This window comes from Alphaproteobacteria bacterium (genome assembly GCA_017308135.1).
In the GTDB taxonomy this organism is placed as follows: Bacteria; Pseudomonadota; Alphaproteobacteria; order CACIAM-22H2; family CACIAM-22H2; genus Tagaea.
The window spans coordinates 320,297-346,893 of the sequence record JAFKFM010000010.1 but is presented as its reverse complement, the minus strand read 5'-3'; the positions used below and the strand labels follow the sequence as shown (position 1 = coordinate 346,893).

Annotated in this window: 24 protein-coding genes; 10 read left to right on the top strand and 14 right to left on the bottom strand. The window is 65.3% G+C overall.

Features of this window, described 5'->3' with window-relative positions:
- Nucleotides 1–85: 85 nt before the first annotated feature.
- From J0H39_18505 to nagA, 8 genes are all read left to right on the top strand, one after another.
- Nucleotides 86–877: a DeoR/GlpR transcriptional regulator gene (locus tag J0H39_18505; protein MBN9498749.1), complete on the top strand. Its 792-nt coding sequence runs from the start codon at nt 86–88 to the stop codon at nt 875–877.
- Nucleotides 870–1,856: an N-acetylglucosamine kinase gene (locus tag J0H39_18500; GenBank protein MBN9498748.1), complete on the top strand. Its 987-nt coding sequence runs from the start codon at nt 870–872 to the stop codon at nt 1,854–1,856. Before J0H39_18505 ends, J0H39_18500 begins: the two co-directional genes overlap by 8 nt.
- Nucleotides 1,857–1,864: 8 nt before the next feature.
- Nucleotides 1,865–2,821 (top strand): SIS domain-containing protein, encoded by a 957-nt coding sequence (locus tag J0H39_18495; GenBank protein ID MBN9498747.1) that lies wholly within the window; start codon nt 1,865–1,867, stop codon nt 2,819–2,821.
- A 49-nt stretch (nt 2,822–2,870) separates the two neighbouring features.
- A complete protein-coding gene (locus tag J0H39_18490) occupies nt 2,871–3,848 on the top strand; it encodes an extracellular solute-binding protein (GenBank protein ID MBN9498746.1) in 978 nt (325 codons plus the stop codon).
- A gap of 7 nt (nt 3,849–3,855) precedes the next feature.
- Nucleotides 3,856–4,845, top strand: a complete 990-nt coding sequence (locus tag J0H39_18485; GenBank protein ID MBN9498745.1) for a protein phosphatase 2C domain-containing protein — start codon at nt 3,856–3,858, stop codon at nt 4,843–4,845.
- A gap of 76 nt (nt 4,846–4,921) precedes the next feature.
- The gene (locus tag J0H39_18480; GenBank protein ID MBN9498744.1) at nt 4,922–5,998 is read left to right on the top strand and encodes an ABC transporter ATP-binding protein; all 1,077 of its coding nucleotides are present in this window, start codon (nt 4,922–4,924) and stop codon (nt 5,996–5,998) included.
- Entirely contained in the window at nt 5,995–7,626 is a 1,632-nt protein-coding gene (locus tag J0H39_18475; protein ID MBN9498743.1) for an iron ABC transporter permease, read from the top strand. Before J0H39_18480 ends, J0H39_18475 begins: the two co-directional genes overlap by 4 nt.
- A gap of 4 nt (nt 7,627–7,630) precedes the next feature.
- Nucleotides 7,631–8,758 (top strand): N-acetylglucosamine-6-phosphate deacetylase, encoded by a 1,128-nt coding sequence (gene nagA, locus J0H39_18470; GenBank protein MBN9498742.1) that lies wholly within the window; start codon nt 7,631–7,633, stop codon nt 8,756–8,758.
- A gap of 6 nt (nt 8,759–8,764) precedes the next feature.
- Here the strand turns inward: nagA and J0H39_18465 are convergent, their stop codons facing one another.
- The 8 genes from J0H39_18465 to J0H39_18430 are packed head-to-tail and all read right to left on the bottom strand — an operon-like array spanning nt 8,765 to nt 16,840.
- Nucleotides 8,765–9,676: a polysaccharide deacetylase family protein gene (locus J0H39_18465; GenBank protein ID MBN9498741.1), complete on the bottom strand. Its 912-nt coding sequence runs from the start codon at nt 9,674–9,676 to the stop codon at nt 8,765–8,767.
- A gap of 21 nt (nt 9,677–9,697) precedes the next feature.
- The gene (locus J0H39_18460) at nt 9,698–10,672 is read right to left on the bottom strand and encodes an ABC transporter ATP-binding protein (GenBank protein ID MBN9498740.1); all 975 of its coding nucleotides are present in this window, start codon (nt 10,670–10,672) and stop codon (nt 9,698–9,700) included.
- Nucleotides 10,669–12,066 (bottom strand): amidase, encoded by a 1,398-nt coding sequence (locus J0H39_18455; GenBank protein MBN9498739.1) that lies wholly within the window; start codon nt 12,064–12,066, stop codon nt 10,669–10,671. Before J0H39_18455 ends, J0H39_18460 begins: the two co-directional genes overlap by 4 nt.
- The gene (locus J0H39_18450; protein ID MBN9498738.1) at nt 12,063–12,251 is read right to left on the bottom strand and encodes a hypothetical protein; all 189 of its coding nucleotides are present in this window, start codon (nt 12,249–12,251) and stop codon (nt 12,063–12,065) included. The genes J0H39_18455 and J0H39_18450 overlap by 4 nt, the downstream gene beginning before the upstream one ends.
- Nucleotides 12,248–13,294 carry an ATP-binding cassette domain-containing protein gene (locus tag J0H39_18445; protein ID MBN9498737.1) on the bottom strand — a complete coding sequence of 349 codons (1,047 nt, stop codon included), beginning with the start codon at nt 13,292–13,294 and terminating at the stop codon, nt 12,248–12,250. Before J0H39_18445 ends, J0H39_18450 begins: the two co-directional genes overlap by 4 nt.
- A gap of 2 nt (nt 13,295–13,296) precedes the next feature.
- Nucleotides 13,297–14,196, bottom strand: coding sequence for an ABC transporter permease (locus J0H39_18440; protein ID MBN9498736.1), 900 nt, complete (start codon nt 14,194–14,196; stop codon nt 13,297–13,299).
- Nucleotides 14,193–15,146, bottom strand: coding sequence for an ABC transporter permease (locus J0H39_18435; GenBank protein ID MBN9498735.1), 954 nt, complete (start codon nt 15,144–15,146; stop codon nt 14,193–14,195). The genes J0H39_18440 and J0H39_18435 overlap by 4 nt, the downstream gene beginning before the upstream one ends.
- 47 nt (nt 15,147–15,193) lie before the next feature.
- Complete coding sequence (locus J0H39_18430; GenBank protein ID MBN9498734.1) at nt 15,194–16,840, bottom strand: ABC transporter substrate-binding protein; 1,647 nt, start codon at nt 16,838–16,840, stop codon at nt 15,194–15,196.
- A 289-nt stretch (nt 16,841–17,129) separates the two neighbouring features.
- Between J0H39_18430 and J0H39_18425 the strand changes: the two genes are divergently transcribed.
- Nucleotides 17,130–18,728, top strand: a complete 1,599-nt coding sequence (locus J0H39_18425; GenBank protein ID MBN9498733.1) for an ABC transporter substrate-binding protein — start codon at nt 17,130–17,132, stop codon at nt 18,726–18,728.
- Nucleotides 18,729–18,815: 87 nt separating this feature from the next.
- Here J0H39_18425 and J0H39_18420 read toward each other — a convergent pair whose 3' ends face one another.
- From J0H39_18420 to J0H39_18400, 5 genes are read right to left on the bottom strand one after another with little or no spacing between them, the layout of a single operon-like run.
- The gene (locus tag J0H39_18420; protein ID MBN9498732.1) at nt 18,816–20,381 is read right to left on the bottom strand and encodes an ABC transporter substrate-binding protein; all 1,566 of its coding nucleotides are present in this window, start codon (nt 20,379–20,381) and stop codon (nt 18,816–18,818) included.
- Nucleotides 20,382–20,386: 5 nt separating this feature from the next.
- Nucleotides 20,387–21,373 carry an ABC transporter ATP-binding protein gene (locus tag J0H39_18415; GenBank protein ID MBN9498731.1) on the bottom strand — a complete coding sequence of 329 codons (987 nt, stop codon included), beginning with the start codon at nt 21,371–21,373 and terminating at the stop codon, nt 20,387–20,389.
- Complete coding sequence (locus J0H39_18410) at nt 21,370–22,365, bottom strand: ABC transporter ATP-binding protein (protein ID MBN9498730.1); 996 nt, start codon at nt 22,363–22,365, stop codon at nt 21,370–21,372. Before J0H39_18410 ends, J0H39_18415 begins: the two co-directional genes overlap by 4 nt.
- Nucleotides 22,362–23,189 (bottom strand): ABC transporter permease, encoded by an 828-nt coding sequence (locus tag J0H39_18405; GenBank protein ID MBN9498729.1) that lies wholly within the window; start codon nt 23,187–23,189, stop codon nt 22,362–22,364. The genes J0H39_18410 and J0H39_18405 overlap by 4 nt, the downstream gene beginning before the upstream one ends.
- Before the next feature lie 45 nt (nt 23,190–23,234).
- Nucleotides 23,235–24,176 carry an ABC transporter permease gene (locus J0H39_18400; protein MBN9498728.1) on the bottom strand — a complete coding sequence of 314 codons (942 nt, stop codon included), beginning with the start codon at nt 24,174–24,176 and terminating at the stop codon, nt 23,235–23,237.
- Nucleotides 24,177–24,422: 246 nt separating this feature from the next.
- On the opposite strand from J0H39_18400, the gene J0H39_18395 reads away from it, so the two are divergent.
- Nucleotides 24,423–25,391 (top strand): LacI family DNA-binding transcriptional regulator, encoded by a 969-nt coding sequence (locus J0H39_18395; protein MBN9498727.1) that lies wholly within the window; start codon nt 24,423–24,425, stop codon nt 25,389–25,391.
- On the opposite strand, the gene J0H39_18390 is transcribed toward J0H39_18395, so the two are convergent.
- Nucleotides 25,381–26,583 carry a Tm-1-like ATP-binding domain-containing protein gene (locus tag J0H39_18390; GenBank protein MBN9498726.1) on the bottom strand — a complete coding sequence of 401 codons (1,203 nt, stop codon included), beginning with the start codon at nt 26,581–26,583 and terminating at the stop codon, nt 25,381–25,383. The two genes, J0H39_18395 and J0H39_18390, sit on opposite strands and share 11 nt — an antisense overlap.
- Nucleotides 26,584–26,597: the final 14 nt, after the last annotated feature.

The following is a 26,597-nucleotide window of genomic DNA, read 5'->3' as shown; positions in this document are numbered from 1 at the left end:
AACGATCATCATCATGATTGACCGTGATCAAATCTTCGATCACGCTTCACAAAATTGAAACTTTAACCGCCGTCCCGCAAGCGCCATGCAGCCAGACCGCGATACCGTGATCCGCCAGCACCTTTATACGAAGGGTCAGGCGTCGATTCAGGAACTCGCGGAAGTCGCACATGCTTCGCTCGCCACCATCCGCCGCGACCTGCTGCGCCTGGAAGACAAGGGCATGGTCGAGCGCACGCATGGCGGGGCGCGCATCGCGGGCAAGGTCGGGCTGGAAGTCGCGTTCGAAGCGCGCGAGTTGCAGAACATCGCCGCCAAGAAAGCCATCGCCCAAGCCGCCTATTCCCGTCTGCAACCGGGTACGAGCGTGATGCTCGACGCCGGATCGACCGTGCTGCAACTCGCGCGGTTGCTGCGCGTCGCCCCGCTGCCGCTCACCGTCTTCACCAACAGCTTGGTCGTGGTGCAGACGCTGAACGGTGTCGAGGATTTGCGGCTGACGCTGCTGGGCGGCCAAGTGCGCCCGGAGAACCATTCGGTCGTCGGGCCGATCGCCGAAGCGACGATCGATCGCTTGTGGTTCGATCAATTGTTCCTCGGGGCGAGCGCGGTCCAGGACGACGGCACGCTGTCCACGCCCGATGCGGCCGAAGCCAGCATCAATCTGCGCATGCTTCAACGCGCCACGCGGCGCTGCATCCTGGCCGACGCGACCAAGTTCGGCCAGACCGCGACCTATGGCGTCGCGAAGCTGGAAGCCGCGACGGACGTGATCTCCGACGCCGCCCTCGACGCGCGCTGGCGCGCGCGTCTCGCCGATTGCGGGTTGGACGTGACGATCGCCGATGCGCCCGCCGACGAGGCCGCGCATGCTTAACCGCGACGAAGAATTGGTGCTGGGGATCGACGGCGGCGGCACCAAGTCGCTGCTCGCGGCCGCCACGCGCCAGGGTGCCGTCACGGCGCTGCTGCGCGGCCCCGGCGTCAACCCGTTCGACGGCACCGATTGGCGCGAAGCCTTGGGCGAGATTCTAACGCGTGCGTCGGGCTTGCGTCCCGTCGCCGTCGCCGCCGGACTTCCCGGTTATGGCGAGCACGTGGACTTGAACGCGAAGCAGGAAGCCGCGATCGCGCAGGCCTTCGCCCGCCCCGCGGCCGTGCATAACGACGTGCAGATGGCTTACGACGGCGCGCTCGGCGACCGACCGGGCACGCTGGTGCTGTCGGGCACCGGATCGATGGCCTGGGCGCAGAACGGCGCCGATATCGTGCGCGTCGGCGGCTGGGGCCACGGTTTCGGCGACGAAGGCAGCGCCTATTGGATCGGCTGGCGCGCCGTCGTGCTGCTGGGCCACGCGCTCGACGGGCGGCTCGAGGCTCCCGGATTCGTGCGCGCGATGCTGAAACTGATCGGTATCGCGGATCGTCGCGATCCCGACAAGGCGCTGACGGCGTGGTTCTACGCCCTGCCCCATCCGCGCCCGATGATCGCCGCACTCGCGCAAGGGATCGACGCGATCGCCGCGTCGGGCGACGCGACGGCATTACGCATCTTCGCCGAAGCCGCCGACGAATTGGCCGCCCTTGTGCGCACGGCGCGCCAACGCTGCCCGCAAGCGGGTGCGATTTGGAGCCATGCCGGCGGCAGCTTCGCGTCGCCCGCCTTGAAGGCCGCGATGATCGCGCGCTTGGGCAAACCCATGCCGCCGGCCTTGCCGCCGATCGGCGGTGCGTTATGGCGCGCCGCCAAGATGGCGGGCTGGCCGATCGACGCCGCCTGGATCGCGCGGCTCGCCGCGTCGCTCGCCGAATTCAAACCCGCTTCGATCAATCTTCACGCCGTCGACGAAAGATGAGAACGACCATGAACGCCACCGAACGCGTCATCCGCGAGCAATTCGATTTTTGGCGCCGCGCGCCCAAGGCGGCTTTCACCGCCGAAGCCGGGAAAGCCTACGCGGTCGTCGGTTGCGGCACGTCGGTTCATGTTTCGAAGACCGTCGCCGCGATCATGTGCCATCAGGGTTTCGACGCGCGCGCCGTGACCGGCAACGAATGGACGCGCCGCCCGCACGACGCCATGGCCGCGTCGATCAAGCCCGACGTGCTGGCGTTTTCGCGCAGCGGCGAGTCCAGCGAACTCGTGCGCGCTGCCATCGCCAGCCGTAAGGCCGGTTTGCACGTCACCGGCTTCACCTGCACGATCGACAGCTCGCTCGCGCGTGAGTCGAGCCGCTTCGTCCATGCCCAAACGCATGCCGAAGAGGATATCGTCATGACGAGTGCCGCGAGCCTGCTGCTACTGATGGGCATGCGCTTCGCCGGCCTCGATTTCGATATCGACGCGGCGGCGAAGACGGCCGAAGCGACGATGAAGGCGTTCGACGCCAAGCTCGGCAAGGCGCTCGACGGGCGTTCGCATTACGTGTTTCTGGGCGGCGGCCCGCTTTACGGCATCGCCTGCGAAGCGGGTTTGAAGCTCCAGGAAATGAGCCTGAGCCAGACCGAGGCGCATCATCCGCTGGAATATCGTCACGGGCCCGTCAGCCTGATCGACAAATCCTCGTTCGTCGTGATGCTCTATCATCCCGACACGCTGGCCGAGGAATCGCTGTTGACCGAGGAATTGCGCGCCAAGGGCGCCTTCGTCGTCGGCTTCGGCGGCCCGGGCGATCTGTCGTTCGATCTGCCCGCCGATGCGCTGACGCGCGGGCTTATCGTGCTGCCCGCCCTGCAAATCCTCGGCGAACGCCGCGCCCAAGCGCGCGGCATCGATTCCGCCGTGCCCCGCCATCTCACCAAGGTCGTGCGTACGGCCTGATCTACCGACTAACCAAACGAACACAACGCCCAAAAAAGAGGAGAACAGTATGAAGGCAATCCGACTGTCCGGCACGCTCGTCGCCGGCGCCATCGCGTTCGCGGCGTTCGCTGCGTCCGCGCAAACCAAGGAAGTCGTCATCTACACCGCCGCCCCGGGCGCAGTGGTCGACGCGCTGACCGACCGCTACGCCAAGGAGACCGGCGTCAAGGTGCAGGTCGTCAAGGCGGGTTCGGGCGATCTGATCCGCCGCGTGCGTGCGGAAAGCGCTTCGCCCAAAGCCGATGTGATCTGGAGCGTGGGCGGCGAACAGCTTGAATCCAACAAGGATCTGCTGGCGGAATTCACGACCGCCGAAGACGCGGCGATCCTGCCCGCCTACAAGATCAGCAAGGCGTGGTCGCCCTATAGCGGCATTCTCGCGGTGTTCTCGGTCAACACCAAAATGCTGAAGCCCGAGCAGTACCCGAAGTCGTGGAAGGACCTCGCCGATCCGCGCTGGAAGGGCAAGATCACGTCGGCCCGCGCCGACGCTTCCGGTTCGGCCTTCCAGCAATACGCGACGGTGCTGACGATCTACGGCAACGAAGGCCCGGCGATCTACAAAGCGATCCTCGACAACATCAACTTCGCCACCAGCTCGGGCGTCGTCAACCGCCTGGTGAACGACGGCGAAGCCGCCGTCGGCATCACGCTGGAAGACGACGCGATGCAGTACAAGAAGAACGGCGGCCCGATCGAGATCGTGATGCCCGGCGACGGCACGTCGACCGTGCCGGACGGTATGGCACTGATCAAGGGCGCGCCCTCGCCGGAAGAAGGCAAGAAGTTCATGAACTGGGTTCTGTCGAAGCCGGTTCAGGACTACGTCGTCAAGGAAACCAATCGCCGCTCGGCGCGTATCGACACGCCCTTCCCGGGCACGCCGATCACGGCGATCAAGACGATCGACTACGACATTCTGAAGATCGCCGCCCAGCGCGACGAGCTTCTGAAGCAGTGGCGCGCGATGGCGGTGGGTCGCTAAGCGCATCATGCGGATCGAAGCCTTCAGCGAAGCCAAGCGCGCCGACGCCCCCGACACCAACGAGGACGCGTTCCTAATCCTGCCGGGACGCGCCTATGCGGTGATGGACGGCGTCAGCGACCGGATCGGCAGCCGTTACGACGGCGTGCTGGCCGGGCGCTATGCTTCGCAATTGCTGCGGCGGACCCTCGAGGCCTGGTTGACAGGCCCCGCGGCGAAGCTCGACGATCCGTGGGCGGCGGTCGAGATCGCGACCGCCGCGATCCGCGGCACGTATGACCGGCTCGGCCTTACCGACGCCGTGCGCGGCGATTGGAACAGGCAGATGGCTTCGACCCTCACGCTCGTCACGTTCGCCGGCGACACCGCTTATGCGGTGCTCGTCGGCGATAGCGGCTTGCGCATCAACGGCAAGACCGTGTGGCGCGAGGACAAGGATATCGACACGATCTCCTCGATGCTGCGCCGCTTCGCGTGGCCGGTCATCGCGTCGCGGGTCGCCGATCCCGACGAACGCGAACGCCTGTCGCGCAAGGTTTCCTGGGGCGGCACGCGCCATGCCGATGTCGAAGGCGTGATGACTCCCGCTGAAATGGCCGAAGTCGAGGCCAAGGCGCTCGAATTCTGCCGCGCCGAACTTTCCCATGTGCCGCGCGCGGAAGCCGAGAAGATGGTCTTCGGCGGCATCGTGCACGGCCAAGGCGGTTTCCAAAACAACGACGACGCCGTTCTGGGTTACGCGTCGCTGAACGGTTTCCAAATCCGCCGCGACAAAATCCGCATCGAAACGCTTCCCGCCGCCGATATCGAAACGCTGGAGCTTTACAGCGACGGCTATTTCGAGCCCGGCGACACGTTCGGAATCGATTCATGGGAAGCGAAGTTCCGCGAAATCGAACGCCGCGACCCGCATAAGATCACCGAAATTCTCGCCCCGCGCGGGTCGCTCGCCGGTCTGTGGACCGACGACCGGACCTATCTCGGGATCCGTCGATGACCGGAGCGTCCGGCCCCATTTTTGCGTACATTCCGGCGCCGCTCCGGGCGCCCAACCGATAGAGTCCGAAACCACCATGACCGCACTCAGCCTCCGCGCGATCCACAAATCCTACGGACCCGGCATCAAGGTCCTGGACGGTATCGATCTCGAACTCGTCTCGGGCGAGTTCTTCACCCTGCTGGGGCCCAGCGGTTGCGGCAAGACGACCTTGCTGCGCATCGTCGCCGGTTTCCACCAGCAGGATAGCGGCGAAGTGATCGCCGACGGCGTGAAACTCGATCCGCTGCCCGCGCATAAGCGCGATATCGGCATGGTGTTCCAGGACTACGCGATCTTCCCGCACCTCACGGTCGCGCAGAACGTCGCCTTCGGTTTGAAGGCGCGTAATCTGCCTGCCGACGAAATCGCCAAGCGCGTCGAGGAAAGTCTCAATACTGTGCGCCTCGCCGACTATGGCGACCGCTTGCCGTCGGCGTTATCGGGCGGCCAGCAGCAGCGCGTGGGCCTCGCGCGCGCCATGACGATCCGCCCCAAGCTGCTGTTGATGGACGAGCCCTTGTCCAATCTCGACGCCAAGCTGCGCGTCGAGTTGCGCGAGGATATCCGCGAGATCCAGCAGCGTTTGGGCATCACCACGATCTACGTCACGCACGATCAGGAGGAAGCGCTGGCCGTTTCCGACCGGATTTGCGTGATGAATGCGGGGCGTGTGGAACAGCTCGGCACGCCCTACGACATCTATAACCACCCCAAGCGCCGCTTCGCCTCGGCCTTCATCGGCACGATGAATTTCCTGTCGGCCGAACTCACGCAAAGCGGCGCATTGCGCTTGGGCGGCAAGGAATGGGTGCTGCCCGGCAAGGCGGCCCCCGGCCCCGTCGAACTCGCCTTCCGTCCCGAAGCGGTGCGCTTGCGCGCCGCCGGGACCACGGACGGGATTGCGTTGGCCGGCAAGATCCTCAAGACGACCTATCTGGGCCGCGAAGCGATCCATATGGTCGAAACGCCCGAAGGCAATGTGCTGGCGCAGGTCGCGAGCCCCGCGCGCAGCGAGCTCGACAGAGCGACGCAGAACGCCGAGCTTCACCTTCCCGTCGCGGACATCGTGCTGTTCCGCCCCGACGGTTCGCGCGTCGAGTTCGCGCAATGACGCGCCGCGATATCTGGACGCCGGTCCTTATCGCCGCCTGGGCGATCGTTCTCGGCCTGCTCGTCTGGCCGCTCGGCAAGATCCTGCTGTCGAGCTTCGTGGTCGACGGCGAATATACGTTCGCAAACTACACGCTGATCTTCTCCGAGCCGCGCTTCCTCAACACGATCGGCAACACGTTCCTGGTCGGCTTCGGCGGCATGATCGGGGCGCTGATCCTGGGCGTGGGCCTCGCTTTCGTCGTGTCGCGCTTCGAAATCCGCGGCCGGACGGCGATCGAAGTGCTGGCGCTGATCGCGATGGTCTCGCCGCCCTTCATCGGCGCCTATTCCTGGATCGTGCTGTTCGGCGCCAACGGCCTCGTGCGCACGTCGCTCGCCAGCATCGGCATCGACATTCCGCCGATCTACGGCACGCCCGGCGTGATCATGGTCTTCGCGCTGAAATTCTTCCCGCAAGTGTTCCTGATCACGGCGGGCGCCTTCGCGGCCGTCAGCCGGTCGCTGGAGGAAGCGGCGGAAAGTCTGGGCGTCTCGCCCACGCGGCGCCTGTTCACGATTACCCTGCCGCTGATCATGCCGGCCATCACGGCGAGCGGCCTGCTCGCCTTCGTCATGTCGATCGCGGATTTCGGCACGCCGCAGATCATCGGCCGCGGCCTTCAGGTGCTGGCGACCCAGGCCTATATCCTTTATTCGGCCGATCTCGGTTCGAATCAAGGCCTCGCCTCGGCGATCAGCTTGATCCTGGTCGGCATCTCGATGGTGTTCGTGCTGTTGCAGCGCTGGATGATGCGCCGCGACATCTATCACAACAGCGGCATGAAACGCGCCGAACGCCGACCGATCGCGGGGCTCAAGAGCCTCTATCTGCATATCGCCGCCTATGGCCTGGTGCTGCTCGGCTCGATCCCCACGATCACGGTGATCTATTATTCCTTCCGCCGCACGCGCGGGCCGGTGTTCCAGGACGGGTTCGGGCTGCAAAGCTACGAGCGCGTACTGCAACGCCTGTCCGATCCCATCGTCAACACGCTGATCTATTCGGCGATCGCCGTCGTCGCGATCGTGGTGGTCGGCACGCTGCTCGGCTATCTGATCACGCGCCGCCGGTCGCTCGCGACCGGGGCACTCGACGGGATTCTGACCGTGCCTTACGTCGTGCCCGGCGTCGTCATGGGCATCGCCTACGCCGCCGCATTCAACGTGGCGCCGCTGGTGCTGACGGGCACGGGTGCCATCATCATCCTGGCGATCTTCATCCGCCGCCTGCCCTATACGGTCAGCTCGGTCGGTGCCGCGTTGCGCCAAATCAGCCCCAACCTCGAACAGGCGGCGATGAGCCTGGGCGTGCCGCCGGGCCGCGCCTTCCTGAAGGTGACCGCACCGCTGCTGATCCCGGGCATCGTCGCGGGCGCGATGATGAGCCTTGTGACCGCGATGAACGAGCTCTCATCCTCGCTCGTGCTCTATATCGGGCGGACGATCACCATGCCGGTGCGCATCTATATCGCCGTGATCGACGGCGAATACGGCATCGCGGCGGCGCTGTCGACGATTCTGCTGGCGATGACCATCGTCGCGATCCTGGCGATGTCCTACGCGGCCAAGCGCCAGTACAAAAGCTGACGCCATGCTCGTTCCGCCCGATGCCGCAAGCTGGTGGCTCGCCCCGCGCCGTCTGTTCGACGGCACGGCGTTCCATCACGGTTCGGCGTTGCGCATCGAGAACGGCAAGATCGCGGCGATCGGCCCCGTGACCGGTCCGGCCCCCGTGGTGACGAGCGACTTCATCGCGGCCCCCGGCTATATCGATCTGCAAGTGAATGGTGGCGGCGGCGCCTTGTTCAACAATGCGCCCACACGCGACACTCTGGCGACCATCGGCGCCGCCCATCGCGCGCGCGGCACCACGTCGTGGCTCGCGACCTTCATCACCGATGCGCCCGACCGGCTCGACCAAGCGATCGATGCGGTGATCGCCAATGAAGGTGCGAACGGCGTCGCGGGTATCCATATCGAAGGTCCGCATCTCGCCCCCGAACGGCGCGGGACGCATGCCGCGCAATACTTACGCCCCTTCGACGACCGCACGCTGGCGAGCGTCAAGCGCCTGCGCGCGGCGAATATCCCGACGATGCTGACCTTGGCGCCCGACCGCGTCGAATCCGGCACGATCCGCAAGCTGACCGATATGGGGGTCGTCGTCTCGGCCGGCCATACGGCGGCGAACGCGGCACAGATCCGCGCGGCGTTGGACGAAGGCTTGCGCTGCTTCACCCACCTGCACAACGCGATGACGCCGATGAATTCGCGGGAGCCCGGCGTGGTCGGCGCCGCCCTGGACAGCGACGCCTATTGCGGCCTGATTGCCGATCTGCATCACGTCTCGGCGACCACGTTGCGCGTCAGCCTGCGCGCACGCCCCCGTCCCGATCGGATGTTCCTCGTCTCCGACGCCATGTCGACGGTCGGCGGCCCGGATTTCTTCGAACTCTACGGCCAGCGCATCGAAGTGCGCGACGGAAGGCTGGTCAACGCGGAGGGTTCGCTCGCCGGCGCCCATATCGACATGGCGACTTCCGTGCGCAACGTCGTTGCGAAACTCGGCGAACCCATCGAACACGCACTCGCTATGGCAACATCGATTCCGGCCACGGCGATGCGCCTCGACGGCAAGATCGGCGCCTTCGCGCCCGGCGCCAAAGCGGATATCGTGCTGCTCGACGACGCGTTTAACGTCCGCGACGTGCTCGCCTAAGGCCGCTTACGGCTTCGGGCCGTGCGCGATCCAGTGTGCGGCGATATCGCGCCGCCGTGCGACCCAAACGCGATCCTTCAGCGCCACAAGATCGTCGAGGAACTTGTCGAGCGCCCAGAACCGCGCCGGGCGACCGATGATGCGCAAATGCAGGCCGACATTCAGGAGCCGCGTTTCGCCGTCGTCGCATTCGGCGAGCAACGTTTCCAGCGCGCGGCGCAGATATGACAGGAATTCGTCCGCCGTGCGGAAGCCCGTCGGGTGATAGAACTTCATGTCGTTCGTGTCGAACGCGTAGGGCACCACCAGAATGGGCTTGGGCCCGCTCGCCTTGTCCCAATAGGGCAGATCGTCGTCGAGCGCGTTCGAATCGTAGAGGAACCCTTCCTCGGCCAGCAAACGGCGCGTAAACGCGCTTTGGCTGGATCGGCACATGAAGCCGACCGGCGTTTCGCCGGTCACCGACGCGATCGTGTCGCGCGCGTGGCGGATCAGCTTGCGCTCGGCCTCCGCGTCGTCGAAATCGAAATGCGCCGCCCAGCGCCAACCATGCAACGCCGCCTCGTGGCCCGCGCCGATGCTCGCCTTGGCGAATTCGGGCAAGCGCTCGACCGCGCGGCCGCACATCATGAAGGTGGTCGCGATCTTGCGCTTCTCGAACGCGCGCAGAAAACGCGGCAGGGCGGCGCGCATGCCGTAGCCGAAGACTTCCTCCAGCGTCAGATCGCGCTTGCCGGGCGGCACGATGCTTTGCACCTCGCCGAAGACTTCGTTCTTCGGGTCGCCGTCGCCGACGGCGAACTCCGCCCCTTCCTCGAAATTGACGTTCAGCGACACCGCCAGCCGCGCGCCGTTCGGCCAGACGATTTTCGGCTTGGCGAAGCCGTAACCCCGCAGATCCCGCACCCGAGCGTTCATACTATTTTCGACCACGCCGAATTAGACCAAGGCCCCCAGCCGCGCGCAAGCCGCAAGATGGCCCTGCGCGACCGGGGCGAGTGCTGGAATTCCCGTCTTGCATTCCGGCGCCACGTGCTTGCAGCGCGGCGAGAAGGCGCAATCGACGGGCGCCGTCGCCAAATTCGGCGGCGCGCCCGGAATGGCCTCCAACCGTTTGCCGCGCATCGAACCATGCACGGTCGAGGACAGCAGCCCTTGCGTATAAGGATGCGAGGGCGAACGGATCACGTCGCGCACCGTGCCGCTTTCGATCACGCGACCGGCATACATCACCGCGATCTTGTCGGAGACTTCGACCGCCACCCCCATATCGTGGGTCACGAAAATGACGCCCATTCCCATCTCGCGCTGCAACTCGCGCAGCAACAGCAGAATCTGGATCTGCACCGTCGCGTCGAGCGCCGTGGTCGGCTCGTCGGCCAGCAGCAACTTGGGCTTGCACGCCAGCGCGAGCGCGATCATCGCGCGCTGGCGCATGCCGCCCGACATTTCATGGGGGTACGCTTCCAAACGCCGCTTGGCCGACGGGATGCGCACCCGGTCGAGCATTTCGAGCGCGCGCGCCATGCCCGCCGCCTTGTTTACCTTTTCATGGCGCATCACCGCTTCGGCGATCTGCTCGCCCACGGTGAACACCGGATCGAAAGCGAGCATCGGCTCCTGGAAGATCATCGACACGACGCTGCCGCGATAATCGCGCGTCGCCGCCTCGTCCATCGCCATCACGTCGTGGCCGGCGACTTCGATCTTGCCGGTGATGTGGCTGCGCTTGGGCGGCAACAGGCGCAGCAAGGCGCGCAACGTGACGGACTTGCCCGAGCCGGACTCGCCCAGCAAACCCATCACCTCACCCTGCGCGAGCGTAAGATCCACGCCGTTGACCGCATGGACCGTGCGATCGGCGCTGCGGAACAGCACGCGCAGATCGCGCATCGTGACGAGATCGCCGCTCATGCTTGTGGCGCCATCCGCGACCATGGTGTTTCCCTTTCGTAAGCGGCACCCAGCGCGAACAATGTCGCTTCGGCGAAAGGCCGTCCGGCCAGTTGGAAGCCGAGCGGCAATCCCGCTTTGTCGAAGCCGCAAGGGATCGATAGCGACGGCAGGCCCAGCACGTTGAACGGCCGGCAGAGCCGCGTGAGGGCCGCCAGCAACGGCCCCATCGCCGGGCCGCCGCCGACGTCTGTTTCCGCGATCGTCGGCACGGGCCGGTCGCTGACCGGGCAGAGCAGCGCGTCGCATTGGCCGAAAACGTCGGCGACGAAGCCGGGAATCGCGGCGGCGCGGTTGCGCAACGCGTCGAGATAGGCGACCGCCGGAATGGCGAGACCGGTCGACAGGCGCGCGCGCACCTGTTCGGAGTATTTCTCGGGCATATCGGCGAGCCAGGCGCGATGCGCGCTGGCCGCTTCCGCCCCCGTGATCATCGTGCCCGCGGCGTTGATCGCGTCGAGATCGGGCATTTTCACGGGCACGAGTTTCACGCCGAGCTTTTCGAACACCTTCGCGGCCGCTTCGATCGATGCCGCGACCTGGCCGTCGATATTCTGATCGAAATAGCCTTGCGGCAGGCCAAGACGCATCCCCGCGACGGGCTTGCCGCACGCGGCTTCGTAATCCTCGACCGGGACGGCCGACGCCGTCGTATCCTCGGGATCGGCGCCCGCGATGATGCCGAGAAAACGCGCGGCATCGGCGACGCTGCGGGTCAATGGCCCGACCGTATCCATCGACCAGGACAAGGGCATCGCCCCGGCCTTGCTGACGCGGCCCCAAGTCGGCTTGATCCCGACGAGACCGTTGCAGAAGGACGGCATGCGGATCGAGCCGCCGGTATCGGACCCCAGCGCGCCATAGACGATGCGCGCCGCGACCGAAGCGCCCGAGCCCGACGACGAGCCGCCGGTCATATGCGCCGTATTCCACGGATTGCGGCAATGGCCGTAATGGTAATTGTGACCGGTCGGACCGAAGGCGAATTCGGCCATGTTGAGCGTGCCGAGATCGATCGCCCCGGCGTCATCGAGCCGGACAACCGCCGTCGCCGTCGTTTCGGCTTTCCACTCGCGGCGGATGGCAGAGCCGCAGCTCGCGATCCGGCCTTTCCGGTAATACATGTCCTTATGCGCGAGCGGCACGCCGTGAAGTTTTCCCTTCACGGGCGACGCATCGGCGCGTTTGGCGGCATCAAGGGCGGCTTCCTCGCCCAGCGCGATAAAGGCATTGATCTTTGGCTGCCATGCTTTCGCGCGCGCGATCGCCGCTTGGGTCAACTCTAGCGCGGAAATCTTCTTGGCCGCGACGGCGTCCGCAGCCTCGACCAGCATCCAATTCGCCGGATCGCTCATCGCGTACGGCCCTTATCGAGCGCGGCGGCGTAATGCGCGGGTTCGACGTCGAAGTCGACGCGGAAGGACGCGATCTTGGCGAGCGGGGCCGCCAACGACTTGGCGGCCGCTTCCGCCTGTTCCGGCGGCAAGGCAACGCCCAGCGCCTTCGCGGCGGCGGCGATGGATTGCGGGTCGAGACTCATGAAGCACTCCCGGCTTTGGAATGGCCCGATGATGAATCGGCCATATGGCACGCCACGCGATGGCCGGGATCGGCCAAGGTGGGCGTGAGCGCGGGTATTTTGGCGCCACAAACGTCTTCCGCAAAGGGGCAGCGCGTATGGAAACGGCATCCCGAGGGCGGGTTGATGGGGTTGGGGGGATCGCCGGCGATCGGCGCTTCCTGGGTGCGATGGTCCGGGTCCATCGACGGCATCGCCGACAACAGCGCGCGCGTATAGGGATGACGCGGATTGTCGTAAAGCTCCTCGACCGGGCCGATCTCGGCGACGCGACCGAGATACATGACCATCACCCGATCGGCCATGTAGCGCACGACATTGAGGTCGTGGCTGATGAACACATAGGTCAGGCCGAACTCGGATTTCAGATCCTGCAGCAGGTTCAGCACCTGCGCCTCGACCGATTTGTCGAGCGCCGAGACGGACTCGTCGAGCAGCACGAGGCGCGGCGCCAGCGCCAACGCGCGCGCGATATTGACGCGCTGACGCTGGCCGCCGGAAAGCTCGTGCGGATAACGCCGGCCGAACAGATTGGGATCGAGCCCGACCTTGCCGAGCAGATCGCGCGCCCGGCCGCGCGCCTCGCCGTCCGGCACGCCATGCACCTTCGGGCCGAAGGCGATCGAATCCTCGATCGTCAAACGCGGATTGAGCGACGCGAAGGAATCTTGGAATACCATCTGCACTTGGCGGCGCAATTCGGTCAGCGTGATCCCGCCATCGACGGCGCCGAGCGCCTGCCCGTCGAACAGCACTTCGCCCGAGTCAGGTTCGATCAGCCGGATCAGCAGGCGCGCGGTGGTCGACTTGCCGCAACCGGATTCGCCGACGATGCCCAGCGTCTCGCCCTTCGCGACGTCGAAATCGACACCATCGACGGCTTGCACGAGGCCCGTCGTGCGGCCGAGCAAGCCGCCGCGGATCGGGAAATGCTTGACCAGATTCTTGACCGTTAGCAGCGGCTGCGCCGGGCCGCCGAGATCTTCGGAGACTTCGATGCTCATCGTCAGACTTTCACGTCCATCGCCGAGCGCAACGCGTCGGAGAACAGGTTGAAGCAGATCGACACCGCGAAGATCATCGCCCCCGGCAACGCGGCGACGTAAGGCTGGGAGTAGATCGCGGTGCGCAGCGTGTTGAGCATCAAGCCCCACTCCGCTTCCGGCGGCTTGACGCCCAAGCCCAGGAACGACAGACCCGCCGCCAGGATCATCGACACGGAAACCAGCGACGTGGCGTAGACGAAGACCGGGCCCATCACGTTGCCCAGCACATGGACACGGATGATCGTCAAAGCGCTGGCGCCAGAGGCGCGCGCCGCATCGACGAAATCAAGCGAGCGGGTTTGCGTCGTCACGCTTTCCGCCACGCGCGCGAGCGGCGGCACGAACACGACGGTCAGCGAAATGATCGAGTTGAGAATGCCCGCCCCGAGTGCGCCGGAAATCGCGATCGCCAGCAGCACCGACGGGAAGGCGTAGAACACGTCGATCGTACGCATGATCGCCATATTCGTCTTGCCGCCGACGAAGCCTGCGATCACGCCCAGCGCCGTGCCAATGACGAAGGCGTTGAGCACCGGCACGATGCCGATGAACAGCGACAGGCGCCCGCCATAAAGCAGACGAGTCAGCATGTCGCGCCCCAGCTCGTCGGTGCCGAGCGGATAGCCCGGCGTGCCGATCGGCCGCAAACGGCGCAGCATCGCGCCGCGATAAGGGTCCTGCGGCGCGATATAGGGCGCGAAGATCGCGGCCAGCACGATCAGCAACAGAATGGCGAGACAGACCATCGCCAGCTTGTTGCGCATCAGACGATGGAGAACGCCCGCCCAATAGCCGCGCGAGGCGGTGGCGGGGGCGGTTTGCTTTTGCGCCTTGTCGGCGGTCGCGGCGGCGGCGGTCATGCGCGTTTGATCCGGGGGTCGAGCCAGGTCTGCAGAATGTCGACCAGCAGGTTGAGCGTGACGAAGAACATGGCCAGCACCAGGATCGTGCCCTGGAGCAGCGGCAGATCGCGCTGGAAAATCGCGTTGCCGAGCAGGAAGCCCGTCCCCGGCCAAGCGAACACGGTTTCGATCAGGATCGAGCCGCCGAGCAGATAGCCGAGCTGCAAGCCCATTACCGCAAGCCCGGTGGGGGCCGCGTTCTTCACCACATGCATCAGCACGCCGCGATCGGTGAGGCCCTTGGCCTTCAACGCGTCGACGAATTCCTGGCTGAGAATGTCGGCGACGAGCGCACGCACCGACCGCGCGACGATGCCCAGCGGAATGACCGACATCGTCACGGCGGGCAAAATCAGAAACCGGATATGCGCCCAATCCCAGGCCCAATCGGCCGATCCGCCCGGCCCCGCCCCGGTCGCGGGCAGCCAGTTGAGCTGCACCGAGAATACGATAACCAGCACCATGCCCATCCAGTAATGCGGCAAGGACACGCCGACGATCGACAGGCCCGAGGCGACGCGGTCGATCCAGGTATCGCGCCAATAACCGGCGACGAAGCCGAACAATCCGCCCAGGATGAAGCCGATCAGTGCGGCCAGCACGGCGAGCATGAAGGTGTTACCCAGCGCCCGCCACACTTCGGCGGCGACGGGCCGGCCTGTGGCGATCGACACGCCCAGATCGCCCGACAATGCGCGCAGGATCCACAATGCGAATTGCAGCGGCAACGGCTTGTCGAAGCCGTAGGCGGCGCGCATCTGGTTCTGCAGATCGAGCGACGCGTCGGCCGGCAGCACCGAAACCAGCGGATCGCCGGGCGCGATATGGACCATCAGGAAGCAGACAAGACTGACCCCGAGGGCGATCGGCACGGCGTAGAGGAGACGCTTGAGAAGATATTGGAGCATCGAGTCCTGACGGGGCGGCCGGCGACGGCCGCCCCGCTCTTAGAGGTTCAGTCCATCGTCACGGGCGAGAAGTCGATGAACCAGCTTTGCGGCTGGATCACGTTCTTGACCTTCGGCGACGTGGCGCGCGGGCCCACGTCGTGCGCGGCCCACAGGAACACCGTCTCGTCGACGATACGCGCATGCAGCGCGGCCAAGGCCTTGTCGCGTTCCGCCGCCTCGAAGGTCGTACGCGCGACCGACACCAGACGGTCGAATTCGGGGTCGTTGACGAAACCCCAGTTATTCGAGGTCGGCGGCGCCATCTTGCTGTCGACGAAGCGCACGAACGCGAAGAAAGGGTCCATCGCGGCGAACGTCACGTTGATCGCGTTGGATCCGCGCGCCGTCGCATCCTTGGCGCCCATACGCCAATTCGTGAACAGCGTGTTCCATTCGATCACATCGAGTTCGACGTCGAAGAAACAGTCGCGCAGATTCTGCTGGATGAACTCGTTCATCGGCAGCGGCATCATCTGCCCGGACCCCGAAGCGGAGGTCTGGATCTTCACCTTCAGCGGCTTCTGCGCCGAATGCCCGGCGGCGGCCATCAGGCGTTTGGCCTCGTCCGGCGCGTAGCGGATTTTGAACGCCGGATTGCCCCACCACGGATGGCCCGGCGGCACCGAACCGACCGCCGGCACCATCAACCCGGCGAGAAGTTCCTTCATCTCGTCGCGATTGACGCAGAGATTGGCGGCCTGGCGCACCCGCTTGTCGAGCCAGGGCGAGCCTTCCACGAAGCTGAACTGCCACGGCCAGACATGTGGCTGCTGGTTCGCATGCACCGTGAAGCCGCGCTGCCGGATCTGGGCGACGGCGTCGGGGGCCGGCGCTTCGATCCAGTCGAGCTGGCCCGACAGCAGGGCAGCCGTGCGCGCATTGGCCTCCGGCATGGGGACGAGCACCATGCGATCGACTTTCGGCACGCGCGCGGCGTTCCAGTATTCGGCGTTCTTGGCGAGTTCCAGCCGCTCGCGCGGCACGAACCGCGTCATCTTCCACGGGCCCGTGCCCGATGCGTCGGCCGCGAAAGCCTGCCACGCCTGGGCCGAACGCTGTGCGGCGTCGGTCACGCTCGCCGGCACGGCCGCCAGCTTCGCCGCCCAGTGTGCGGGCGACGCCATGAACAGATTGGTCAGATTGATCGGCAGGAAACTGTCGGGCACCGCGGTCGTCAGCTCGACCGTCAGATCGTCGATCTTGCGCGCCGAACGCAGCGTGGGCATGCGGCTGGCGGTCACGCCGACTTGGCTCGCATCGAAATGCGGCGCCTCCTTCTCCAACACCTTCTGAACGTTCCAGACGACGGCGTCGGCGTTGAACGGCGAACCGTCGTGGAACTTCACGTTCGGCCGCAGCTTGAAGATCCATTTGGTCTTGTCGGCGGCGTCGACGGCCCATTCGGTGGCAAGGCCGGGGATCACGACCGAAGGCTTCTCCGCGCTCGACAGATCCCAGCCGGTCAGGCCGTCATACATCGTCAGGCCCGTGAAGCGGTTGCCTTCGAAGCCCTGATCCGGCTGGCCATGGGTGCGCGGAATATCGGCGGCGGTCATACCGATGCGCAAAACCGTTTGCGCCTGGGCCGCGTAGCCCGAAGCGAGCGCGAAGGCGGCGGCGAAAAGGCCGCCAAAAATTTTCCCTGTTTTCATTTTCCATGTCTCCCTGTCTCGTCGGCGTTACGTTGCGTCGGCGATATCGGCGGCCGCTCGATCGGGGGGATGCGAGACAGCCGTCCGGGAACCGGGGAGACGAACTGCAAGGCAAGTGCCATAAACCGGAAAGGCGAATTAAGCGGATGATTCCGCGGATCGGCACAAGACGCAGCGGTTGAGCGCCTTAAATTTAATCACACCACGCGCCGCCGCCCGCAAAAGTCGCGTCTCCAGCACGGGCACGGAAATTGAAGGACAGCCCCGTTCGCTCAACAAAGGGGGGGCTATGCTCCATTCGAAAATCTTCGCGGCCGCCGGTTTGGCGCTCGCTTTGTCGACCGGCGGCGTCTTCGCGCAAGGCACGTTGCGCATCGGCATGACCGCGTCGGATATTCCACTGACCACGGGCCAGCCCGACCAGGGCGGCGAAGGTCAGCGCTTCACCGGCTACACGCTCTACGATTCCCTGATCAATTGGGATCTGACCAGCGCCGATAAGCCGTCCGACCTGGTTCCCGGCCTTGCCACGTCTTGGGCGGTCGACGCGACCGACAAGAACAAATGGACCTTCAAAATCCGCGAAGGCGTCAAGTTCCACGACGGATCGACGTTCGACGCCGAAGCCGCGGTCTGGAATTTCGAAAAGCTGCTGAACCAGCAGGCCCCGCAATTCGATCCGCGCCAATCGGCGCAAGGCCGCACGCGTATCCCTGCGGTCGCATCCTATAAGGCGGTCGATAAATACACGCTCGAGATCACGACGAAGTCGCCGGACGCGACCCTGCCCTATCAGCTCGCCTGGATCATGCACTCGAGCCCGGCGCAGTGGGAAAAGGTCGGCAAGTCGTGGGAGAACTTCGCCAAGACGCCGTCCGGCACCGGCCCGTGGAAGCTAACCAATTTCGTGCCGCGCGAGCGCGCCGAGATGGTGCCCTTCGCCGAGTATTGGGACAAGACGCGCGTGCCCAAGCTCGAAAAGCTGATCCTGATCCCGCTGCCCGAGGCTTCGGCGCGCACGGCGGCTTTGCGCTCGGGTCAGGTCGATTGGATCGAAGCGCCGTCGCCCGACGCGATTCCGTCGCTGAAATCGGCCGGCTTCTCGATCGTCGTCAACGCCTATCCGCATAACTGGACCTGGCATTTGAGCCGCGTCGAAGGCAGCCCGTGGAACGATATCCGTATCCGCAAGGCCGCCAACCTCGCGGTCGATCGCGACGGCATCAAGGAATTGCTGAGCGGCCTGGCGATCCCGGCGCAAGGCTTTTTCCCGCCCGGCCATCAATGGTTCGGCGAGCCGAAGTTCAAGCTGAAGCACGACATCGCCGAAGCGCGCAAGCTGATGACCGAAGCCGGTTACTCGGCGTCGAAGCCCTTGACGACCAAGATCCTGATCGCGCCGTCGGGCTCGGGCCAGATGCAGCCCTTGCCGATGAACGAAGCGGTGCAGCAGGGGCTTGCCGAAGCGTGGATCAAGGTCGATTTCGAAGTCGTCGACTGGAACACGCTGATCAATATCTGGCGGGCGGGCGCCAAGCACGAGACGTCGCGCGGTGCGACGGGGATGAACTACACCTATTTCATCCAGGATCCGTTCACCGGCTTCATCCGCCATCTGCAGGGTAACCTCGCCCCGCCGGCGGGTACCAATTGGGGCTTCTACAATGACCCCGATATGGACCAGCTGTTCGATCAAGTGCGCAATACCTTCGACAAGGACGGCCAAACCGCCGTCCTCAAGAAGATCCACGAAAAATACGTCGACGACGCTCTGTTCTTGATGGTCACGCACGACGTCAATCCGCGCGCGATGAGCGCCAAGGTGAAGGGCTTCGTGCAGGCCCAGAACTGGTTCCAGAACTTCTCGTCGATCAGCATGGCGCCGTGATGGGGACGCCCTAACAAGCGCCATCCTTCGAAACGGCAAGGCCCGCATCGCAAGATGCGGGCCTTTTCGTTCAGTCCATGCGCCGGATCACTTCTTGGTGATGTTCCAGTAGACCGGGATCGCGGCATTCAGAATGCCGTCGACGCTGGTGCGCACCCCGCGAACGAGGTGCAACTGCGCCGCCGGCCAGTACGGCACGGTATCCACCGCGCGCAGCTGGATCTGCTTGGCGATCTCGACCTTCTTGGCGTGATCGGGCTCGTTGGAGAACGCCGTGCGCAGCTTCTCGATCTCCTCGTCGCACGGCCAGCCGAACCACGCGCGGTCGCAGTTGGACCGCAAGCCCAGATGCCCGGCCGGGTCCATCATATCGGCCCCCGTCGGGCCCGACATGAACAGCGACCAGCCGCCTTTGCCCACCGGCTCCTTCGACGCGCGCCGGCCCACCAGCGTGCCCCAATCCATCGCCTGCGGCTCGACCTTCAATCCGATCTCGCGCATCAGCTGTGCGGCGACCAGGCTGAACGTGTTGGTCGGCCCGGATTCCGTGGCGTGCAGAATGACCACCGGCGTGCCGTCATAGCCGCTTTCGGCGATCAACTGCTTGGCCTTGCGGATATCCGGCTTCACCCAGCCCGCATCCGTGAAGTAAGGCGAGCTGCACATGAAGAACGACGGACAATCTTTATAAAGCGCCGGATCGTTGACGAAGGCGCGCGCGAACGCTTCCTGGTCGATCATGTAGCGGATCGCCTGGCGGATCTTCGGGTTGTCGAACGGCGGCTGGATCGTGTTCATGCGGAACACCATCTGCATGCCGAGCGAGTCCTGCGCGCGGGTGCGGATATTCGCGTCGTTCTTCAACGCCGGCAGAAAATCCGGCGGCACTTCCTCGAGGATATCGATTTCGCCCGCGCGCAGCGCGTTGATCGCCGCCTGCGCGTCGGGGATGTAACGCCATTCGACGCGATCGACCTTGGCGAGCTTGGCGCCCGCAAGGCCGCTGGCGGCGTCCGCGCGCGGCACGTAGTTCGGGTTCTTGACGTAAACGACCTTGGAACCCGGCACCCATTCGTCGCGCTTCATGATGAACGGGCCCGACCCCATCGGATCGGTGATCGCCGTATTTGCGGGTGTGGCCGCGATCGACGCGGGCATGATGAAGGGCACGTTGGAGCTGGGCTTGCCCAGCGCGTCGAGCACGAGGCCCCAGGGCTGCTTCAAGCGCAGCACGACCGTCTTGCCATCCGACGCTTCAAGCTGCGCCGTCACGGCCTTAAGCTGCTGGCCGAGACCGTCGCGCTCCATCCAGCGGTTCAGCGACGCGACGACATCGGCCGACGTTACGGCTTTGCCGTCGTGGAACGCCAGCTTGTCGCGCAGCACGAAGCGATAGGTCAGCTTGTCGTCGCTGACGGTGAACGTCTCGACCATCTGCGGCTTGACATTCAGATTCTCGTCCAGCGCGAACAGCGTGTCGTAGACCATGTAGCCGTGATTGCGGACCATATAGTCCGACGTGATCACGGGATCGATCTGCTTCAAATCGCCGAACGGCCGCACGCGCAGCACGGTCTCTGCCTGCGCGGCGTTCGCCGCCGCGAAGAGTGCGGCCGAACAGACGGCGAGCGTCAGTTTCCTTGTCCAACTCATCGGTTTCATCCTCCCTGATTGATCGTTGTCGTGTTGTGGCAGGCGACTTCGTGTCCCGGCGCGATCTGACGCATCGGCGGCGATTGCGCGGCGCAGATATCGCTGGCGAGCGGGCAGCGGGCGCGGAAGCGGCAGCCCGAGGGCAGTGCCGCCGCGCTCGGCACCTCGCCCGTCAACGCCGCGCGCTTCTTGCGGAACCGGGGATGCGTCGCGGGGATCGAGGCGATCAGCGCGCGCGTATAAGGATGGGCGGGGGCTTCGAACAATTCGCGCGCCGGCGCGCGTTCGACGATGGCGCCCAGATACATCACCGCGATTTCGTCGGCGATGTAACGCACGACGGCGAGATCGTGGGAGATGAACAGATACGCGACACCGGTTTCACGCTGCACGTCGCGCAGCAGATTGAGGATCTGCGCGCGGATCGAGACGTCGAGGGCGGCGACTGCTTCGTCGGCGACGATCACGGCTGGCGACGACGCCAAAGCGCGCGCGATCCCCAGGCGCTGACGCTGCCCGCCCGAAAGATTGCGCGGCAGCCGGCCCATCATGCCGCGCGGCAGACCGACCTGATCGAAAAGCTGTTCGACGCGCCGCGCGCGGCCCGCAGAATCGAGCAATTCGAAATTGACCAACGGCTCCGCGACGATCTCGGCGGCCGTCATTCGCGCGTTGAGGCACGCGGCGGGGTCTTGAAAGACCATCTGCACGCGCTGGCGGCGCGTGCGCAGCTCCTCGCCGCGCAATTGGGTGAAATCCTCGCCTTCCAGGCGCACGCTACCGGCACTGGGCGCCGTCAGGCGCAGAATCATCCGGCCGATCGTCGTCTTGCCGCAGCCGCTTTCGCCCACGACGCACAGCGTGCGCCCTTTGCCGATCGTGAAGCTGACATCGTCGACCGCGCGGATCGTCCGCTTGACGCCCAAGCCAAAAAAGCCGCCGCCCAGCGTGAAGGTTTTGGTGAGGCCCACCGCTTCCAGCACGATGCTCATCTCCCCGCACCCCCGAAAGGCGGCGTGCGCCAGCATGCGGCGAAATGCTCCGGCGCGCGGCGGCGGAAATCGGGCAAACGCGTCGCGCAATCGGGCAGCGCATAGGCGCAGCGCTCGGCGAAGGCGCAGCCCTCGACCCAGCGGCCCGGTGCGGGCATGCCGCCCGGAATCTCGATCAAGCGGTCGCCTTCGGCGAAGGTTTGCAAATGGCGGATCGATTGGATCAGCGCGGCCGTATAGGGATGCTCGGGCGCGTCGAACAACGTTGCGACCGGCGCTTGCTCGACCGCGCGGCCCGCGTAAAGCACGAGCACGCGGTCGGCGATTTCCGCCACCACGCCCAGATCATGTGTGATCAGCAGCACGGCCGTTCCCAGTTCGCGGCGCAGATCGTCGATCAGCGACAGGACTTGGGCCTGGATCGTCACGTCCAGCGCCGTCGTCGGCTCGTCGGCGATCAGCAAGGCGGGGCGCAGCGCCACCGCCATCGCGATCATCACGCGCTGGCGCATGCCGCCGGAAAGCTGGTGCGGATATTCGCGCGCGCGCCGCTTCGCGTCGGGTACTTGGACGAGATCGAGCAGATCGACCGCCTGGCGTTCCGCGTCGCGCGCCGACGTGCCGCGATGCTCGCGGATCGTTTCGGCGATCTGATCGCCGATGCGCTGCACGGGATTGAGCGCGCTCATCGGCTCCTGGAACACCATGGCGATGCGATGGCCGCGCAAGGCACGCATCCGGTCGGGCGGCAGCGCCAGCAAATCCTGGCCTTCGAACATCGCGCGCCCGGCGGTCGGGCGCAGCTTCTTGGGATCGAGCAAGCCCATCAACGCCAGTGCGGTAACGCTTTTGCCGCTGCCGCTTTCGCCCACCAGGCAGAGCGCTTCGCCCGCCTCGATCCGGAAGCTCAGATCGTGCACCAGCGGCCGCGCGGCATCGCCCGTACGCAGCGAGATTTCCAGGCCCTGAACGTCGAGCAACGGGGCCATCATCGCGCGCTCTCCGGATCGAGCATGTCGCGCAGCTCGTCGCCGATCACGTTGATGGCGAGAACCAGGATCGTCAGCGCGATCGCCGGGAACACCAATATCCACGGCGCGATCTCGAGATATTGGCGGCCCTCGGCCATCATGTTGCCCCAGCTTGCGACGTCGGGCGGCGTGCCGGCCCCCAGGAACGACAGGATCGCTTCCAGGATCATCGCGGCGGCGAACACATAGGTCGCTTGCACCAGCACCGGGCCGGCGACCGAGGGCAGGATGTGGCGCAGCAGAATGGTCGACAAACGCCCGCCGCAGATCGTCGCCGCTTCGACGAACGCCAATTCGCGCAGGACCAGCACGCCCGCGCGCACGGTGCGCGCCATGCGGGGGATTTCCGGCATGCTGATCGCGACCACGATGACGACCGGCCCCGCCCCGATCAGCGCCACCAGCGCGATCGCCAGCAAAATGGCCGGTACGGCCATCACCGCGTCCATCACGCGCATCAGCACCATGTCGAGGGCGCGGATATATCCCGCGAGCAAGCCGATCGACACGCCCGCGAGCGTCGTCAACGCCGCGACGGCCAGGCCCACGCCGAGCGATATCTGCGTGCCCCAAAGCGTGCGCGCGAGGACCGAGCGGCCGACATGGTCGGTGCCGAACGGCTCGAGCATCGATGGCGCGCGCAAGCGGCGCAGCGGATTCAACACCGCCGGATCGACCGGCAGGAACGGCACGACCAGCGCCAGCAGCGCGAACGCCACGACGACGCCCACGCAGATCAGGAAAAGCGGCCGCCGGCGCAACGCTGCTAGCGCCGAGACGGGCATGTCCGCGTTCGCGAGGGGCATCGAAGCTTCGGGCGCGGCCATCGGTCAGTACCGGATCCGCGGGTCGATCGCGGCGTAGATCAGATCGACGCCGAGATTGACCACGACATAGACGGTCGAGAACAGCAGGATCAGCGCCTGCACGACCGGATAGTCGCGGCGCAGGATGGAGTCCGCCGTCAACCGACCGAGACCGGGAATGCTGAAGATCGTTTCTGTCACCACCACGCCGCCGAGCAAGGCGGCGAACCCGATGCCGACCACGGTGACGACCGGCACGGCGGCATTACGCAACACGTGGCGCACCAGAACACGCCGTTCCGCGAGGCCCTTGGCATGGGCGGTGCGCACGTAATCCTCGCGCAGCACTTCCAAGACCGCCGCGCGGGTGACGCGTGCGATCAACGCGATATAGAGGAGCGACAGCGCCAGCGCGGGCAGCGTCAGGCTATGCAGGCACGCCCACAGCCCTTGCGACAGCGGCACATAGCCTTGCACCGGAAACCAGCGCAGTCCCAGCGCGAACGGATAGACGAGCAGATAAGCGACGATGAACACGGGCAGCGAGAAGCCGAGGACCGCCGTGGTCATCGACACGCGCGCGACCCATCCGCCGGGCTTATAGGCGGCGACGAGACCGAGCGGCACGGCGATCACGACGGCGATGCATACGGTCATCGTCGCCAGCATCAAAGTCGGCTCGATGCGCTGGCCGACAAGCTGGGCGACCGGAATGCCGGAGAACAGCGACTTGCCGAAATCGCCGCTCGCCAGGCGCAGCGCCCAAGCGACGAAACGTTCGGCGAGCGGCCGATCGAGCTGAAGGGCCGCGCGGATTTGCTGGACTTGCTCGGGCGACGCGAAATCGCCGGCGATCACCTGTGCGGGATCGCCCGGGATCATCGTCAAAAGAAAGAAGACGAAGACCGCGACGATGCCGAGCACGGGTATGGCCGAGAGCAACCGGACCGCGACATAGCCCAGCAAGCGATCCTCCTTCACTTAGTTAATCGTTTTTTTGACTTTATCCGCAGTCGATCGAAACCGGCAAGATGAATCTCACAAGCCGACACAATCATCTGAAAAAACAAAGTTAATTTAAGGCTTCGGAACTTGCCGAAGATCGTTCGACATTCTACAATTTAGAAAATCGTTTTTCTGGAGGAGACTCCGATCGCCGAGTTACCGACAATTCGCGAAGTCGCCCGCCTCGCCGACGTATCCGTCGCGACGGTGTCGAAAGCGCTGAACGGCACGGGTTTCGTCAGCGAGGAACTCCTCGCCCGCGTCGTCGCCGCCGCGAATCAACTCGGCTACGCGCCGCATGCCAGCGCGCGCAGTTTGCGCAGCGGTGCGAGCCGCATTCTCGGCTTGCTCGTCGCCGACATCACCAACCCGTTCTTCCTCACGCTCGTCGATGCGCTGGAGAAGCGCGCGAGCGAGGCCGGCTATTCGGTCATCCTGTGCAACAGCGCCGAAGACCCCGAGCGCGAGCGGCGCAATCTGCAACTGCTGCTGTCGCAGCGCGCCGACGGCATGATCCTGGTGCCGACGCGCGACAGTTGGGCCGGGCGGATCGCCGCCCTCACCCGCTTGCCCTTCCCCGCGATCTTGCTGGATCGGCGGCTCGACGGGCTCGATTTCGACTCCGTCACGATCGACAACCGGATGGCGGGCGCGCTGGCGGCCGAGCATCTCCACGCGCTCGGCCACCGCAAAGTCGCGGTCATCATGGGCTCACCGGAAATGGCGATCGCGCGCCACCGCGTCGACGGGTTCCGCGAAGCCTTCGCGCGCCAGGGCGTGTTGCTCGAGGAAAGCTTCGTCGAGAAAATGGCGTTCGACGAAGCCGCCGCCTTCCGCGCGGCTCAGCGCCTGATCGCCCGGCCCGACCGGCCGACCGCGATCATCGCGACCAACAACCATTTGGCGCTGGGCATGTTGCGCGCCGTCGCCGATGCGGGGCTGTCGGTGCCGCGCGACCTTTCGGTCATGGCGATCGACGATCTGCCGTGGTTCGACGTTATCCGGCCGCGCGTCAGCGTCGTCGTGCAGCCATCCGAGGCCATGGCCAATCGCTGCATGGAAACGCTGCTCGAACGCGTCCGCTCCGCGAATGGCCGCGTGTTGCCCGCCGAACAGATCGTTCTGGAGCCCGCGTTGCTCGTCCGCGATTCGACCGCGCGGCCGATCAGCCCTTGATGCGCAAATAGGTCTCCGCCAACGCTTTGGCGAATTCGGGATCGTTGATCGCGAACGGCAAACGCATCAACTGGCGGTCGCCCGCACTTTTGAAGCGCCGCGCCAACGCGTCGAACAACGCGGCATCGGCGGCGGGATCGTGGAATGGCTTGCCCGGCGCATCGATCAGCGACACCCCGCCTTCCGGAATGAGGAACCGCACCGGACCTTCGCAACGGTTCAGGCGTTCCGCGATCCATTCGCCCATTTGCGCGTTTTCCTCCGCCGTCGTGCGCATCAGCGTGACTTGCGGATTATGGACGTAAAGATTGCGGCCTTTGTACTTCGCCGGCACGGTCTCGAGCGGCCCGAAATTGACCATGTCGAGCGCGCCGCACGATCCGACATAGGGAATGCGCGTACGCGCGAAGGCGCCGAGCCGGTCGTCGGTGCAAGGAAACACGCCGCCGAATAGATGGTCGCAAACCTCGGTCGTCGTCGCGTCGATCACGCCTTCGAGCAAACCAGAATCGGCCAGCTTTTCCATCGACTGACCGCCGGTCCCCGTCGCATGGAAGACGAGGCAATCGTAATCGGGCGACAGCAGCCGCTGCAATTCCTGCACGCAGGGCGTGGTGACGCCGAACATCGTCATCCCCAGCGTGGGTTTGGTCTGCGCCGACGCTTCGATCGCGTTCGACGCCATGCCCGCCATCGCATGCGCGGCGTTGGCGAGCACGCGTTCGGAAATACGGTTGAGTCCCTGCACATCGACAACCGAATACATCATCATGATATCGGCGGGGCCGACATAGCGCCCGACATCGCCCGACGCGACGGTCGAGACCATGATTTTGGGCACGCCGACCGGCAAAGCGCGCATCCCCGGTGTGGCCAGCGCCGTCCCGCCCGATCCACCGGCGGACAGCATGCCGCCGATATCGTCGCGCGTCGCCACGAAACGCTCGAACGCGACGGTCATCGCCGAGACCGATGCGCCGCGATCGCCGGTGAACACGGCCGAAATCCCGTGGGGATGATGCGCCGCGATTTCCTCCGGCTTGATGTCGGCGGAAGATTCCTTGCCCGAGGTCGACAGATCGACCGACAGCGCCGCCACACCCGCACGGTCGAGCAGCGCTTTCATATAGAGAAGCTCGCGCGACTTGGTGTCGTAGGTGCCGACGACATAGACGCGGTTCTGCGCAGGCATCGTCTCGTCCTTTC

Bases quoted from the DNA above. Each gene is read 5' to 3' on its own strand.
- J0H39_18505 (MBN9498749.1), top strand. From the start codon at position 86: ATGCAGCCAGACCGCGATACCGTGATCCGCCAGCACCTTTATACGAAG.
- J0H39_18500 (MBN9498748.1), top strand. From the start codon at position 870: ATGCTTAACCGCGACGAAGAATTGGTGCTGGGGATCGACGGCGGCGGC.
- J0H39_18495 (MBN9498747.1), top strand. From the start codon at position 1,865: ATGAACGCCACCGAACGCGTCATCCGCGAGCAATTCGATTTTTGGCGC.
- J0H39_18490 (MBN9498746.1), top strand. From the start codon at position 2,871: ATGAAGGCAATCCGACTGTCCGGCACGCTCGTCGCCGGCGCCATCGCG.
- J0H39_18485 (MBN9498745.1), top strand. From the start codon at position 3,856: ATGCGGATCGAAGCCTTCAGCGAAGCCAAGCGCGCCGACGCCCCCGAC.
- J0H39_18480 (MBN9498744.1), top strand. From the start codon at position 4,922: ATGACCGCACTCAGCCTCCGCGCGATCCACAAATCCTACGGACCCGGC.
- J0H39_18475 (MBN9498743.1), top strand. From the start codon at position 5,995: ATGACGCGCCGCGATATCTGGACGCCGGTCCTTATCGCCGCCTGGGCG.
- nagA (MBN9498742.1), top strand. From the start codon at position 7,631: ATGCTCGTTCCGCCCGATGCCGCAAGCTGGTGGCTCGCCCCGCGCCGT.
- J0H39_18465 (MBN9498741.1), bottom strand. From the start codon at position 9,676: ATGAACGCTCGGGTGCGGGATCTGCGGGGTTACGGCTTCGCCAAGCCG.
- J0H39_18460 (MBN9498740.1), bottom strand. From the start codon at position 10,672: ATGAGCGGCGATCTCGTCACGATGCGCGATCTGCGCGTGCTGTTCCGC.
- J0H39_18455 (MBN9498739.1), bottom strand. From the start codon at position 12,066: ATGAGCGATCCGGCGAATTGGATGCTGGTCGAGGCTGCGGACGCCGTC.
- J0H39_18450 (MBN9498738.1), bottom strand. From the start codon at position 12,251: ATGAGTCTCGACCCGCAATCCATCGCCGCCGCCGCGAAGGCGCTGGGC.
- J0H39_18445 (MBN9498737.1), bottom strand. From the start codon at position 13,294: ATGAGCATCGAAGTCTCCGAAGATCTCGGCGGCCCGGCGCAGCCGCTG.
- J0H39_18440 (MBN9498736.1), bottom strand. From the start codon at position 14,196: ATGACCGCCGCCGCCGCGACCGCCGACAAGGCGCAAAAGCAAACCGCC.
- J0H39_18435 (MBN9498735.1), bottom strand. From the start codon at position 15,146: ATGCTCCAATATCTTCTCAAGCGTCTCCTCTACGCCGTGCCGATCGCC.
- J0H39_18430 (MBN9498734.1), bottom strand. From the start codon at position 16,840: ATGAAAACAGGGAAAATTTTTGGCGGCCTTTTCGCCGCCGCCTTCGCG.
- J0H39_18425 (MBN9498733.1), top strand. From the start codon at position 17,130: ATGCTCCATTCGAAAATCTTCGCGGCCGCCGGTTTGGCGCTCGCTTTG.
- J0H39_18420 (MBN9498732.1), bottom strand. From the start codon at position 20,381: ATGAGTTGGACAAGGAAACTGACGCTCGCCGTCTGTTCGGCCGCACTC.
- J0H39_18415 (MBN9498731.1), bottom strand. From the start codon at position 21,373: ATGAGCATCGTGCTGGAAGCGGTGGGCCTCACCAAAACCTTCACGCTG.
- J0H39_18410 (MBN9498730.1), bottom strand. From the start codon at position 22,365: ATGATGGCCCCGTTGCTCGACGTTCAGGGCCTGGAAATCTCGCTGCGT.
- J0H39_18405 (MBN9498729.1), bottom strand. From the start codon at position 23,189: ATGCCCGTCTCGGCGCTAGCAGCGTTGCGCCGGCGGCCGCTTTTCCTG.
- J0H39_18390 (MBN9498726.1), bottom strand. From the start codon at position 26,583: ATGCCTGCGCAGAACCGCGTCTATGTCGTCGGCACCTACGACACCAAG.